Here is a 13,318-nt window from a genome sequence, read left to right on the forward strand (position 1 = left end):
GAATCGCATATGGCGGCGTGGTGCGGAATCACGAATCTCGTGTATTCCGTCTTTCGCGGCGCGATTCTTTGGCACGGAGTCGCAGTTCTTGATGCTTTTGCGTTCCGTGCCGCGTCGCTTCGTCGAGTCAGTACGGAGCGTATTGCAATTTCAACGATTTTCGACTCGCATCGACCTATATCGGTGGGCGGTCGTGGCACGAAATTTCAATATTGCGATTTCAATAATTCCGTGCCGTGATTTTGTGGCAGGGAATCATGTCTGCCGTGGATTTGCGACTCCGTGCCAAGGGAACGCTCGTTGTCAGTCCCAACCGCCCAAATAAACAGCCAAAAGGCGGCGAACGCGTAGGCCTCGAATTGGCAGTAGAGGTATGCCAGCAGCACAAGCCAGCAGACGGTGTGTCGGTTCCACGCGTGATTGCGCGTGACCCACGCGACAATCAGCGCAAACAGCACCGCGAGCGCCACGAGGCCGAATTCGGCGACGAACGTGGTGAAGAAACTCATGGTGAACGTGTCGGCCGGGGGATTGGCGAGCAGACGGATTTCGGAGTTCAACGCGACGCCACGGCTCTCATAATATTCCGCGGCGTAGGGGAATCCGCGGCGGATGGCGTCGGCGAGATTGCCGGCGCCGAAGCCGAACAGCCAGTGCACGGGGTCGTGCATGCCGGCGAGCATGGGCGCGAGCGTGAGGAACATACGTGACGATGTGGAAAAATCGCCGCTCATTGCACCCTGCGCGGCGATGGCACGCAGCTGCGGTTGCAACGTGAATGCGGCGACGGCGGCCGTGATGGCCGTCGCGCCGGCGCCGATCGTCGCGGCGATCGAACGTTTCGTGCGTTGGAAGCGGAACGTGGCGACGAACCAGATGACCATGCATACGACGGTGTCGATGATGATTCTTCGCCCCGACTGCATGGCGATGGCGCCGCCGGCGAATCCGAGAATCAGCCACGGCAGGCGTTTATCGCGGGTGAGCCAGTATGAGGGCATGAGGATGCCGAACAGATGCACGCCGATATACGAGGGTTCGGCGAACAGGAACTGCGGCCGGACGGCGAAATACGGCCGTTCGATGACGTTGAAGAAGAACCGGTGAATCGCCTGGATGTTGAGATGATCGAGCTGGTTGGCGAACTGGATGACGCCGACGACGAACGCCGCCGAATACGCGGCGATGAGCGTCGTGACCATCGTACGGACGTTGAGGTGTTTGCCGTTGCGTGCGATGTCGAGGGCGAGGAGCGTGCTCAGGCCGGTCGCGACGGCGACGGCCGTGACGCCGGCCTGTCGCGGACGGATGCCGACGGTCGGCCAGTCGAAGATCGATATCATGACGAGCAGGCCCGCGAATCCGATGAACGGGATGAACCGGCGGACGGTGCGGCTGGTGATTCGCGGATGCAGGCACGCGTTGAGCAATGTGTATACGAGGAACAACATTGGGGATATCGGCGTCCAGTACGGCATCGCGAATCCGAACCGCGTGCCGTCGACCGGCAGCAGCGCGAGACCTGCGAAGAAGATGACGTCCGTCCAGTCGCGCAGGGCGGGGGAGTCACGCCGATCGTCGGCGGCCGGAAGACCGGCGGCCGACGACGTGGGCATCGTCGGCGGTGCGGGCGGATTAAGCAGGGGCTTTCCGTCCGTCGCTCCCGTTACGGCAGGATGCTGACGATGTCGTTCACGCATTGGCGGATGGCGTCGTAGGCGTTGCGATAGTCGTTGAGGGACCGATGATACGGGTCGGGGATGCCTGCGGCGGGAGTCAGGCCCGGGCGCAGGAACGGGGCGTTGCGCATCACCGTGAGCAGACGCGATGCCGCGTCGTCGGCCACGATGGCCGTGGACTCGCCGTCTTTGGCATCGGCGTCTCCGATGCCGTCGCCGCCGAACGTGGCGGGCCGGTCGAAATCGCCGCGCTTGGCGGCCGCCAGACACAGCTCGGCGAACTCGGTGATCAGGAACGTGGAACGCACCAGCGACGGGTTCTCGATGAGCACCTCGTCGATGTGGTCATGCTCGAAGCACAGCACCAGCACGTTCGTGCCGGCGCAGCGCGCATATGGGGTGTTGTAGAACGGCGTGGACTCGTGCAGCGACGCATCGATGCCGCTGCGGCCGGCATCGGCGGCGTCGAAGCTTTCGTCGAGCAGATTCAGGCAGGTCTCGTCCATCGGACGGGGCGGCAGACGCAGCAGTCCGGCGCTGGAGACGGAGATGCCCTCGCCTTCGATGTCGCTGACGCCGCGGCGGCGCAGCGCATCGCGCAGCATGTACTCCGCCATGGGGGAGCGGCAGACGTTGCCGGAACAGACCATCAGAACGTGCATGGAATTCCTCTCGGGAAGATTTGTGTATGACTATGTCTTGCGTTGTGCAATAAAAAACGGAGGTGAGAGTGTATCACTCCCACCTCCGTGTGGACAAACTCGAGGTTTGTTTGAGTTTTAAATTTTACGTCGAATCACATTATCGCATTGCGCCCGGCCGCTCCGATTGCGCGGCGCGGATCAGCGCTGGATGCGGCGGCGCGCGGCGAACACGCCGGCGGCGACCAGGGCGATCGCCGCGATGGCCACGATGTACGGCAGCATGACGGTGCCGGTCTTGCTCAGCGTGGACTTGCCGGTCGTGCCGGCGGCGTTCGTATCCTCGGTGCCGCCCTCGCCGGTCTTCGGCAGGTTGGCGGAGGCGGAGTACAGCACGCCCGACAGGCCCGATGCGCGCAGCTGCGAAAGTTGGGCGGCGGTCAGCTTGGCGCCGCCGTTGTCGATCTTCACGGGGCTGAGGAACACATCGTACTTGAGCTCGCCGCCCTGGGAGAGGGCCTTCTGGGTGAGCTTGAAGATGAACGTGATGGAGTTGGCGTCCTTCGTGACTTGGCCGGCGTAGAAGTAGGCGGCGTTGCTGGTGTCGGCGACGGTGCGCACGGCGGCGGGGGCTGCTGCAATCTCGGCGGCCTCGTCGGCGGTGTAGTAGGCGCCGTCCGAGAATTCGGGGGTGTCGGTGTTGGTCTCGACGTCGGCCGCGGCGCGGGTGGAGCCCTGCGGGGTCACGGCGGAGACCAGCGTGCCGTCCACGCGCACGTAGGCGTAGGCCACGCCGTCCGCGTTGGAGTACCGGGCGATGTCGTTGGCGCTGAACGTCGCCGTGCCGGTGGCGGCGTTGCCGTTGATGACGATGTCGGCGCCGTAGCCCGCCGCGGAGGCGGCCGGGGCGAATCCGACGAAGGCGGCGACTGCCGCGATCAGTGCGATCAGCGTCGCGAAGCGCTTGGAGTTCGTGGTGGTCATTGTTGTCCCTTCATCACAGTCTGCGATCCGGCGTTGTCTCTCTCCGCCGGCAGTACCTTACACATGTGCAACCAAGTGGTCAGTATACACCCCCGTAAGGTCTAATGATTTACGGGTAGATGTCGGCTGTCGGGGGTAATCGACGTGGAGGGCGGTGACGATGAACGAAGGCCGGGATGTGAGCGCTAACCTATGTATTTCGAAGCAATGACGCGGAAACCGCAGCCAAAAGAAAAACGTCGTATATGCACGGGGGTGCATATACGACGATTTCGATGAAAATCAACGTCTTTATGGGGGTATATCCCGACGGGGTGTTTGGCTGCGTTGAAGGCGTTCAGCCGTTCAGCGACTTCGCGTACGATGCGCAGCGGGCCGCGAAGCCGGAGAACACGGACTCGGCCAACGGCTGCAGACGCGGATTATATTCCGCGAAATCGTCTCGAAGCTTGGACAACTCCGACTTCTTCATGCCCTCGACCATCTCCGGCGTGCTCAGCCACTCCTCGAACAGCGGGGCCGTCACCTCAAGATGGAACTGCATGCCCAGCGCCGAACCCACGCGGAACGCCTGGTTCTTCGTCAGCGGGGAATGCGCGAGCAGCTGGCCGCCCTCGGGCAGGCCGACCACGTCGTTATGCCAATGCAGAACGGTGAGTTCCTTCGCCCACATCGAGAAATAATCATGACGATCGACGCGCTTGATGGGGCCGAAGCCGATTTCCGGCGCCTTGCCCGACTTCAGTTTGGCGCCCAACGCCGTGGCGATGATCTGATGGCCGAGGCACACGCCCAGCACCGGCTTGCCTACGGCGATAGCAGCCTTCGCGATCTTGCCCTCGGCCTTGAGGCCGGGATACTTGTCGAAATCCGTGGCGCCCATCGGACCGCCCATGATCACCACGCCGGCCACCTCGTTGAAATCAGGCAGATCGGGTTTCTTCTTCTTCGCGATGTTGAGGACCTGGGACGGGACGTCCATCTCATCGAGATTATCGAGGATACGACCGGGCTTCTCCCAGTCGACATGCTGAAAAATCAAAACCTGTGCCTTCGCCATACCTTCTATTGTGACACCGAACGGCGGACTATCGCGGCAGTACGGCCGATTTCCCGTGTAACGCCTTGATGAACGACCGGACGGGGCATTGCGGGCCGGTTGGGAAAGGCTAAAGAAAACGGTTATGACGAGGATGCGGAAAGTGGTGTGCCGATGCTTGCCTATGTCGGACATCACGCATATTCTCGAATTATGACTAGCACCCCAAAACCGCTTGATTTCAACGATTCCGTGGCAAGCAACCTGCGTTTGTACGACACCGCGACCCATAGCATCGCGCCCTTCGAGTCGATTCATCCCGGCGAGGTGGGCATCTACGTGTGCGGCGCCACCGTGCAGAGCTCCCCGCACGTCGGCCACATCCGCGCCGCCGTGGCGTTCGACGTCGTACGCCGCTGGCTGCTGCGACTGGGCTACAAGGTGACGTTCGTGCGCAACGTGACCGACATCGACGACAAGATCCTCGACAAGGCCCGTGCCGCCGGCCAGCGCTGGTGGGAGCGCGCCTACATCTACGAGCGCGAGTTCACCGAGGCGTACGAGACGCTCGGCGTACTGCCGCCCACCTACGAGCCGCGCGCCACCGGCCACATGCTCGATATGATCGACCTCATCCAGCGCATCATCGACAACGGCCACGCCTACGTCGTGCCCGGCCCCGACGGCAAGCCCAGCGGCAACGTGTACTTCGACGTGGCCAGCTGGCCGCGCTACGGCGAGCTGACGCACCAGGAGACCGGCACCAAGCCCGCCGCCGACGAGGCCGCCGCCGTGGCCGACCGCATGGGCCCCAGCGTCGACGCCACCGGCCCCGACAAGTACAATCCGGTCGACGCCGCCGACGCCTCGCCCGACAAGCGCGACCCGCGCGACTTCGCCCTGTGGAAGGCCCCCAAGGACACCGATCCGCTCGACGCCCGCTGGGTGACGCCGTTCGGCGTGGGCCGTCCCGGATGGCACCTCGAATGCTCCGCCATGAGCCACCGCTACCTCGGCGACGACTTCGACATCCACGGCGGCGGCCTCGACCTGCGCTTCCCCCACCACGAGAACGAGACCGCACAGTCCCGCGCCGCCGGCTGGGGATTCGCCCACCACTGGATGCACTCCGCATGGGTGACGCAGAAGGGCGAGAAGATGAGCAAGTCGCTCGGCAACGGCCTCTCCGTGCCCACCGTGCTTGCGGAACACAGCGCCTGGGTCGTGCGCTACGCGCTCGCCTCCGTGCAGTACCGCTCCATGCTTGAGTGGGGCGATCAGACGCTCAACGAGGCACAGGCCGCCTACGACCGCGTCGCCAACTTCATCGAACGCGCCGGCGGCGTGATCGGCGAACAGCCCTCGCGCGACGAGATCCAGAGCGTCGGCGCCGGCGACCTGCCGCAGGACTTCGTGGCCGCCATGAACGACGACATCAACGTGGCCGGGGCCGTCGCCGCCGTGTTCAGCGCCGTGCGCGCCGGCAACACGCTGCTTTCCAAGCTCGAGGACGCCGCCGACACCGACGCCGCCCGCGCCGACATCCGCAGCCGACTCGTCTCCGTGCGCGCCATGCTCGACACCCTCGGCCTCGATCCGCTCGCCGAGGAATGGTCGGCCGGCGGTTCCGACGGTGAGGGCAACAAGGAGCACGATGTGCTCGACGCGCTCATCTCCGAGCAGCTCGATGCGCGCGCCGCTGCCCGCAAGAACAAGGACTACGCCAAGGCCGACGCCATCCGTGACGCCCTCGCCGCCGCCGGCGTGGCGATCGAGGACACCGCTTCGGGCTCGACCTGGTCGCTGAAATAACCGAACGACAGGGCATCATCGGGCGTGGCGGTGGATTCGTGCACGCAGTGAATGATGAGTGAAGGGGAAATTCGGCCTCGAATATGAAAAAGGTCTTGTGAAGTGGTTTCCGATGTGTGGAACCACTCCACAAGACCTTTTTGCTATATCGTGAACTCTCCCTTCGTCACACCGCTAGGCGCAACGTCTCCCCTGTCGGCGTTGGGAAAGGTGTCACGCCTTGCGACGGCGGACGGCGATGGTGATGCCGCCGGCGGCGAGCAGGGCGATGGCGACCGCGGAGATGCCGGCGATGGCGGTGCCGGTCTTGCCCAGTCGGTTCGCGTTCGTGCCGTTCGCGTTATTGCCCGTGGTGGTCGTCGGGTTGCTCGACGGAGTCGTCGGCTTGGCGCTCGGCTTGGCCGCGCCGCCGTTGTCCGAAGGCTTGTCGCTCGGCTCCGGGTTCGGCGCCGGCTCCTCGGCCTTCGTCAGCGTGACGGTGGCGGTCTCGGTCAGCGTGGTGATCGTGGCCTCGGTCGCGCCTTCCTTGACGGCGTTGAACTTCAGCTCGAAATCACCGGTGCGGCCGGCCTTGATGGCCTCGTTGATCGCGGCGAGCTGCTGCTCGTCGGCCGAAATCGTATAGCCTTCGACGTTGACGGACGGGGCGACCAGCGTGGTGATGGCGTCGGCGGTCAGCTCGCCCTTGGCGACGTCGTGCTTCACGGACGTCGTGCCGAGCGTCAGCACGGCCTTCTTCACGCCGAACGTGCCGTCCTCGTTGGTCGTCAGTCCGGAGCTCTTGATGATGTACTTGGCCTCGGGCTTCACGCCGGCGTACGTGCCGCCGGAGATCGTCACGTTCTCGGAGCCCTGGCTCGGGCCGGAGGCCGCCGGCAGCACGACGACCTTCTGGCTGCCGGTCAGCGTGAACTCGCCGCCGGTGATCGTGGCCACGCCGTCCTCGGAGCCCTTGTAGACCTTGCCGTTCAGCAGGATGCCGCTTGCGGAGTCGGCCGGGTCGAACGAACCGCCGTTGATGGTCAGGTGATGCCAGTTGAGCACCGCGTCGGAGGCGCCGTTCTTGAACGTGCCGCCGTTGATGGTCATGTCGCCGTAGGAGTCGTTCTTCACGTAACGGCCACCGTCGAACGTGCCGCCGTTGATGACCATGGTGGCGTTCTTGCCGTTCGCGGGCTTGCCGGAGTAGTAGCCGTTGTCGATGAGGCTGGAGTAGCCGGCGGGCTTGCCGTCGGAGAGCAGCAGCTCCACGGTGGTGCCGTCGTTGATGGTCATGTCGCCGTGATTGAGAATCGTGTAGAAGGTGTTGTCCGCGGTGCCGGTCTCCTTGGAGCGCTTGAACTTGCCGCCGTCGAGCGTGGCCGTGGCGCCTTCCTCGTTGTAGAGGGCCGCCTTCTGATGTGTCACGTTGTCGATGACGCCGGTCTTCTTGGCGGAGGAGTCCTTGACGGTCAGCGTGCCCTTGTTGGTGATGGTGTGGCCGGCCTTGTTGGTCAGTGTGAAGCCGGCCAGGTCGATTGTGACGGTCTTGCCGGCCGGAATCGTCACGTCCTCGGTCACGTTCTGCAGCAGCTTGACGGTGGTCGCGCCGGTCTCGATGGCCTTGGCGACGGAGGAGTAGGCCTTCCCGTCCTGGTTGACGGCGTACGTGGTGTTGCCGTTGTAGGCGTACTGCGTGTTCTTGCCGAAGGTGTTGCCGTCGACGGTCAGGCCGCCTTCGGTGACGTAGCTGCCCATCAGCACGCCGGCGAACGCATCAAGCGTGTTGTTCGTGACCTTCAGACCGTCGTTCGGTCCCTGGCTCGGCCAGACGCTGTAGGAGACGGCGGCGTAGCCTTCGACCGTGTTGTCGTCGATGACCGTGTTCTTGGTGGCGGTCACCGCAAAGGCGTAGGTCCTCGACGTGTCGGCCGCGAGACCGGTACCGTTCTTGACGGTGTTGCCGGAGATCGTCGTGTCGGTGATGCCGTAGGAGCCGGCGGCGGTGTTGCCGTTGCCGACGACGAACATCATCGAACCAGACTTGCCCTCGCCCGAGATCGGGCCGGACGTCACCGTGTTGTCCGTGATCTTGGTGCCGGTGATCGGAAGCGTGCCGTTGCCGACGATGTTCACGCCGACGCCGGAATTGTTGACGACCTGACCGAGCTTGAACGTGTTCTTGTTGATTACGGTGCCGTTCGCGCCGTTCTCCAGCCACACCGAGCTGGGCTGCCAGTCCTTGTTCTGGGAGGCGCCCTTCGCCGGGTCGCCGGCCGCGATCTCGAACGTATTGCCGGTGATGGTCACGTCGGCGGCCTTGCCGCTGACGATGAGGTTCTGCGCGTTCTTGTTCGTGGCGGGATCGAGCTTGAACGTCATGTTCTTCACGGTCGCCTTGGAAGCGTTGATGCGCAGCGAGCCGGAGAACACCACGCCCTTGGCGGCCGTGACGGTGATGCCCTCATAGGTGTCGGCGACCGACAGGCTCGCGTCGGTGGATTCGTTGATGGTGACCGTCTTGTCGTCGGCCTTGGCGGCCGCGGCAAGCGCGTCGGCGAACGTATCGAAGTCCTTGCCGTCGGCGGTGAACGCGCCGGCCGAGGCCTTCGTGCTCGCGGCCACGGTCGTTGTGGTCGCGCCGTCTGTCGCCGCGTTTGCGGAAACGGGGGAGATGAAGGGTGCCGCCATGGCGACGGCGGCCATGCCGGCGATCGCCATGCGCACGAGGCCGCCCTTCACGGCCCGTGCGTTTAATGAGTCCAATGATGTGGAGAAGTCACGTTGTGTCATTTCGCTCCTTCGCTTTCCCCTTGCCGTCTGTATTTCATCAGGCACTATCCACCAGTCTATACCCCCTTTTGGATTGTATGGAAAATACCCCCTGAGCCGCTGGGGGAACATGGGAAGGAAGCGTTCACATCCGCGCCATCACGGACGTATGCATGCCATATCGCGGCCATCCCGATGCCGTACACTGGGAAAACGATGGGATTCAACCGGAAAGGAACGGCATGAGAATCTACAATTTCACGGACAACGACGACGTTGACATCGTGGCCCAGCAGGGCATCTTCCAGGTCATCGAATGGAAGCGCGATCTTTCGGTCGGATACGGCGACGCCATCGGCGCCTACTTCGCCTCCGAGATGAACGTTCGTCGCCGCCAGGTCATCTGCAATCTCAACGGCCGTGTCGGCGCCACCGTGCAGGCCGGCGCCATGCAGTGGGTCGCCGGCAACATCGAGGCCACGACCGGTGTGAAGGGCGTCGGCGACTTCATCGGCAAGATGGCACGCGGCGCCGTCACCAAGGAATCCGCCATCAAGCCCGAATACGTCGGCAGCGGCGTCCTCGTGCTTGAACCCACCTACCGGCACATCCTGCTGCTCGACCCCATGCGTCAGATGGGCGGCAGCATGACCGTCAACGACGGACTGTTCTACGCCTGCGAATCCACCGTCAGCCAGCGCGCCGTCATGGTCTCCCGCCCCAGCGCCATGGTCGCCGGCGGTGAAGGCCTGTTCAATCTTGCGTTGGAGGGCGCCGGCACGGTCGCCCTCGAATCGCCCGTCCCCGCATCCGAACTCGTGACCATCGACCTCGAAAACGACGTGCTCAAGATCGACGGCAACTTCGCCATCGCGTGGACCAGCGGCCTGCAGTTCACCGTCGAGCGCTCCGGCAAGACCCTCATCGGTTCCGCGGCCAGCGGCGAAGGCCTCGTCAACGTCTACCGAGGTTCCGGACGAGTCCTCCTCGCGCCGGTCGCCTCGCCGACGATGGGCATCAACGCCGGTTCCGGCACGGTGTGATTCGATTCGACGGAGGCGCGCCGCCTCCATCGCCATCACAGGAAGAGGACGGTGATGATGGCCAAAGCGCCGATCACCGTTCCTCCCGCCGCGGCGAACCGTATGCGGGGCTGATGCAGCACGGTGGCCGAAAGGCAGTTCACCAGGCCGAGCACGGTGCCGACGATGGCGACGGCGAGCGCGATGGTGAGCGGAACCTTCGGTATGAAGCACAATACGATGGCGACGATGCCGAGAATCACCGCCACGGCGCTCAGCTGCTGGACGGCCGTGGAACTGGTCTCTTCGTCCTCTTCGTCCTCATCCTCGTCGACGTCGTCGGCTTCGTTGGTGGTGGGGTCGACGACATCGGTTTCGTTCGGGGCGGCGGCATTGCCGGCGGCTTCGGGGAAGTTGGTGGCGTCGGCTAGGTCATTGTCGGTCTCGTCGGAGAGGTCGGCAGCGGAATCGTTGGAAGCAATGGGGGCGTCATCCGACGGGTTCGCCGGCGTCTGCCGTTCGCGATTACGGTCGTGCTCGTGCATCGGTCCGTCGGGCCGGGGCTCGTCGTCTTCCTCGTTCATGATGCTCCCTGTCTTTTCTTGCTCTCTCGTTGCCATAGTAGGTCCGATGTCGTGCGATGTCATGTCGTGAACAATGCCATCAACGTGTTGAAATAAGCGAGATACAATACAGGCTATAGGTAAGGGGCATAACGGATGCCGCGTCGGCGCGAAGCGACCGCGTCGGCAGGCCGTTATGCATCGGCATGAGGTCGGGGCGCAGAAGACGTCGCGCCGGCGGATGCCGTATGAGCACGGTATGAAGAGTAGAGGCGATGAGCATGCGCGCACGCTGGGGTAGGAATTTCCGCGGTAATGACTCCCGTTGTGGGAATTCCCAGAGTGGAGATTTCCGCAGTGATGATTCTCGTGGCAGGGATTCCTTCGGACGGGATTCGAAAATCGGTCGGTTGACTGCGGCCATTGTGGCCGTGGCGACGTTGGGATTCGTGGCCGTGGCGCCGGGGACGGCATTCGCGGCGTCTGGCACGGCCGGCGGTGCGGGGAACGCGGCCGGTGCGACTGCCGGCGCGATTGTCGCCAACTCGGGAGGTTTCTCGACGGGTGATAGGACGAACGGCGGTCCGAACGCGGCATCCGGCTCCGACGACCCGACGGTCGGCAACGGCTCGTCCGACGATGCGGCGTCCAATGGCGTTGCGTCCGGCGGCGCCTCCTCCAACACCTCCAATACAGGTGGTTCCAACGCCGGAGACGAGTCCAACGGCAATGCTGACACCGATACCAACGGTAATGCTGATGGCAATGGCGATGCGAGCCGTGAGTACAGCACCGAGATCACGTTCACGGTCAACGGCCATCACACCACCGTGACCCACACCTACACTGGCAGCCTCGACGTGACCGTGCCCAGCGACACCGAACTGAACGTGCCGGAAGGCTATGTGATCGTCGGATGGAAGTCGTCGACCGGCGTGACGTACTCCGCCGACCTGCTCGGCGCGAAGGTGAGCGGCGAGAAGACGGTGACCTTCACCGCCGTGCTGGCGCAGCAGCTGCCCGACCTGCCGTCCACGAGTGCGCAGGTGCATGTGCGGTTCGTGATTCCGAACGTGGCGAACGCCGTCGTCAGCACCACGGTGGACCGCGGCAGTTCGTATGCCGACGCCTATGCGGCCGTGAGATCGCAGATCGAATCCCGTATGCCGGCGAACCTCAGGATCACCGGCTGGCATGCGCTGCTCCACACCTACAAGGCCGACCTTTCCGATGCCGGCACAGCGAACGTGGACACGACCTTCTTCGCCGTCTCCGACCTGCAGGCCACGAACACGCAGATCATGTTCTCGGTGGGCAACCTGTTCGTATTGGAACGCGTGAAGACCGGCTCGTCGCTTTCGGAGGCGCTCGCCGCCAAGCAGGGCGTGATCAATGCGCTGGTTCCGGCCGGCTACAGCATCACCGGCTGGACCGACGAGCTCACCGGCAAGACGTATGACGTCAATCTTTCGGGAGGCGTGGCCGAAGGCTGGAACATGCATCTGGTCGCCACGCTGAAGAACAACGGCGGCAACGGTGGCAGCGGCAATGGCGGCGGTTCCGTTGGTGACGCGATTCATGCGACAGTGACCTTCATCTGGAAGGATGCGGCCGGTGCGACGCATCAGAAGCAGTCGACGGTGCTCAAGGGACTGTGGCTGCTCAGCGGTGACATCCCCTCGCCGCAGGCCCCGAGCGGTATGATGCTGGACGGCTGGTATTCTGCGTCGGGTGCGCGATTCAACCGGTTCCTGCCGGTGCGCGCGGACGCCACCTACACGGCACGATGGAAGAAGATTCCCTCCGTCGGTGGTGGTTCCGGCAATACTACGAACGGTACGGGAGTCTCGGGGGCCGGGGCCGGCTCGGGACTGACGTCGTCCGGTAACGGCTCGGCCGCCGCGAACCGTACCGCCGCCCAGCAGTGGCTGGCGAATTCGCAGGGCAAGACGCCGGTCGCCGAGCAGAACAGGACGCTCGCGACCACCGGCACTGCGATTGCGGCCGTTGCTCTGGTTTCGGCCGCGCTGCTGCTCGCCGGCACCTTCGTCTCCATGCTCAAGGCGTCCCGTGGCGGCGAAGCTGGTGCGTCCGGTGTGTCTACGGGCGAAGGAAAGTAGCGCGTTCGTGGATTCGCGGATTGCGCCGTGATTCGGTCGTTTGCGGCGCAATCCATTGAAATCTGATGACTCACGGGGTGGATTGCATCGCGATTTGAGAGATTTGCGGTGTAATCCACCGCGATTGAATGGAGTGGATGGATTGCACCACAAATCGGTGTAATTGCGGCGTGGTCCATGGGAATCGGGTGGTTTTCGATGGATTGGGCTGCATTTTGATGATTTTGCGGTGTGGTCCATCGGAAAATCGCCGGGTTGATTTTTGGAACGTTGGAATCATGCGGTTTCTTTGAATCGGATTGCCGTCCGGCGATGGACTGCGGCGCATTTATGCGAAAATACGGTCCAATCCATCGGATTTCGATGATTCCCGATGGACTGGACCGTGATTCGGTCATTTTGCAGCCTAATCCATGGGAATCGGTTGGTTTTCGATGGATTAGGCTGTGCTTCGGGCGTTTTATGCCGTAGTCCATTAGAACTGGTCGGTTTGTGATGAGTTGAATCGTGTATGGCATAGTTACGCCACAATCCATCGAAAAAAGGCTCCTCTCGGAGTCGAGAGGAGCCTAAGTGCAAAGACCAGTCGTCGATTTTTGAGGTCGGCTGAGTCTAGCAGTGTCAAAAGCCAACCGAAGTCGGTCGAAAACCGGTCGAAAAGCGGCCGGCGAAAGCCAGCCTCAGTCGGTCGGAAGTCGGTCGGAAAC

The 13,318-nt window shown here is 63.4% G+C and carries 9 protein-coding genes; 3 read left to right on the top strand and 6 right to left on the bottom strand.

The window, feature by feature from the left end; all coding sequences use genetic code 11:
* Positions 1 to 206 precede the first annotated feature (206 nt).
* From GFD18_RS05165 to GFD18_RS05180, 4 genes are all read right to left on the bottom strand, one after another.
* A complete protein-coding gene (locus GFD18_RS05165) occupies positions 207 to 1,616 on the bottom strand; it encodes a hypothetical protein (protein ID WP_163228260.1) in 1,410 nt (469 codons plus the stop codon).
* A gap of 50 nt (positions 1,617 to 1,666) precedes the next feature.
* A complete protein-coding gene (locus tag GFD18_RS05170; RefSeq protein ID WP_100510183.1) occupies positions 1,667 to 2,341 on the bottom strand; it encodes an arsenate reductase/protein-tyrosine-phosphatase family protein in 675 nt (224 codons plus the stop codon).
* 180 nt (positions 2,342 to 2,521) lie between these two features.
* A complete protein-coding gene (locus tag GFD18_RS05175) occupies positions 2,522 to 3,304 on the bottom strand; it encodes a hypothetical protein (RefSeq protein WP_100510182.1) in 783 nt (260 codons plus the stop codon).
* A gap of 337 nt (positions 3,305 to 3,641) precedes the next feature.
* Positions 3,642 to 4,364 carry a type 1 glutamine amidotransferase gene (locus GFD18_RS05180; RefSeq protein WP_100510181.1) on the bottom strand — a complete coding sequence of 241 codons (723 nt, stop codon included), beginning with the start codon at positions 4,362 to 4,364 and terminating at the stop codon, positions 3,642 to 3,644.
* 192 nt (positions 4,365 to 4,556) lie between these two features.
* On the opposite strand from GFD18_RS05180, the gene cysS reads away from it, so the two are divergent.
* Positions 4,557 to 6,155 carry a cysteine--tRNA ligase gene (gene cysS / locus GFD18_RS05185; protein WP_100510180.1) on the top strand — a complete coding sequence of 533 codons (1,599 nt, stop codon included), beginning with the start codon at positions 4,557 to 4,559 and terminating at the stop codon, positions 6,153 to 6,155.
* Positions 6,156 to 6,368: 213 nt separating this feature from the next.
* Here the strand turns inward: cysS and GFD18_RS05190 are convergent, their stop codons facing one another.
* Positions 6,369 to 8,927, bottom strand: a complete 2,559-nt coding sequence (locus GFD18_RS05190; RefSeq protein ID WP_163198417.1) for a right-handed parallel beta-helix repeat-containing protein — start codon at positions 8,925 to 8,927, stop codon at positions 6,369 to 6,371.
* A gap of 221 nt (positions 8,928 to 9,148) precedes the next feature.
* Between GFD18_RS05190 and GFD18_RS05195 the strand changes: the two genes are divergently transcribed.
* A complete protein-coding gene (locus tag GFD18_RS05195) occupies positions 9,149 to 9,949 on the top strand; it encodes an AIM24 family protein (RefSeq protein ID WP_163198415.1) in 801 nt (266 codons plus the stop codon).
* Between the two features lie 35 nt (positions 9,950 to 9,984).
* Here GFD18_RS05195 and GFD18_RS05200 read toward each other — a convergent pair whose 3' ends face one another.
* Positions 9,985 to 10,512, bottom strand: coding sequence for a Bax inhibitor-1/YccA family protein (locus tag GFD18_RS05200; protein ID WP_163198413.1), 528 nt, complete (start codon positions 10,510 to 10,512; stop codon positions 9,985 to 9,987).
* A gap of 389 nt (positions 10,513 to 10,901) precedes the next feature.
* Between GFD18_RS05200 and GFD18_RS05205 the strand changes: the two genes are divergently transcribed.
* Positions 10,902 to 12,611 carry a hypothetical protein gene (locus GFD18_RS05205; protein ID WP_163198411.1) on the top strand — a complete coding sequence of 570 codons (1,710 nt, stop codon included), beginning with the start codon at positions 10,902 to 10,904 and terminating at the stop codon, positions 12,609 to 12,611.
* The last annotated feature ends 707 nt before the right edge of the window (positions 12,612 to 13,318 follow it).

Source organism: Bifidobacterium saimiriisciurei (assembly GCF_010667655.1).
Lineage (GTDB): Bacteria > Actinomycetota > Actinomycetes > Actinomycetales > Bifidobacteriaceae > Galliscardovia > Galliscardovia saimiriisciurei.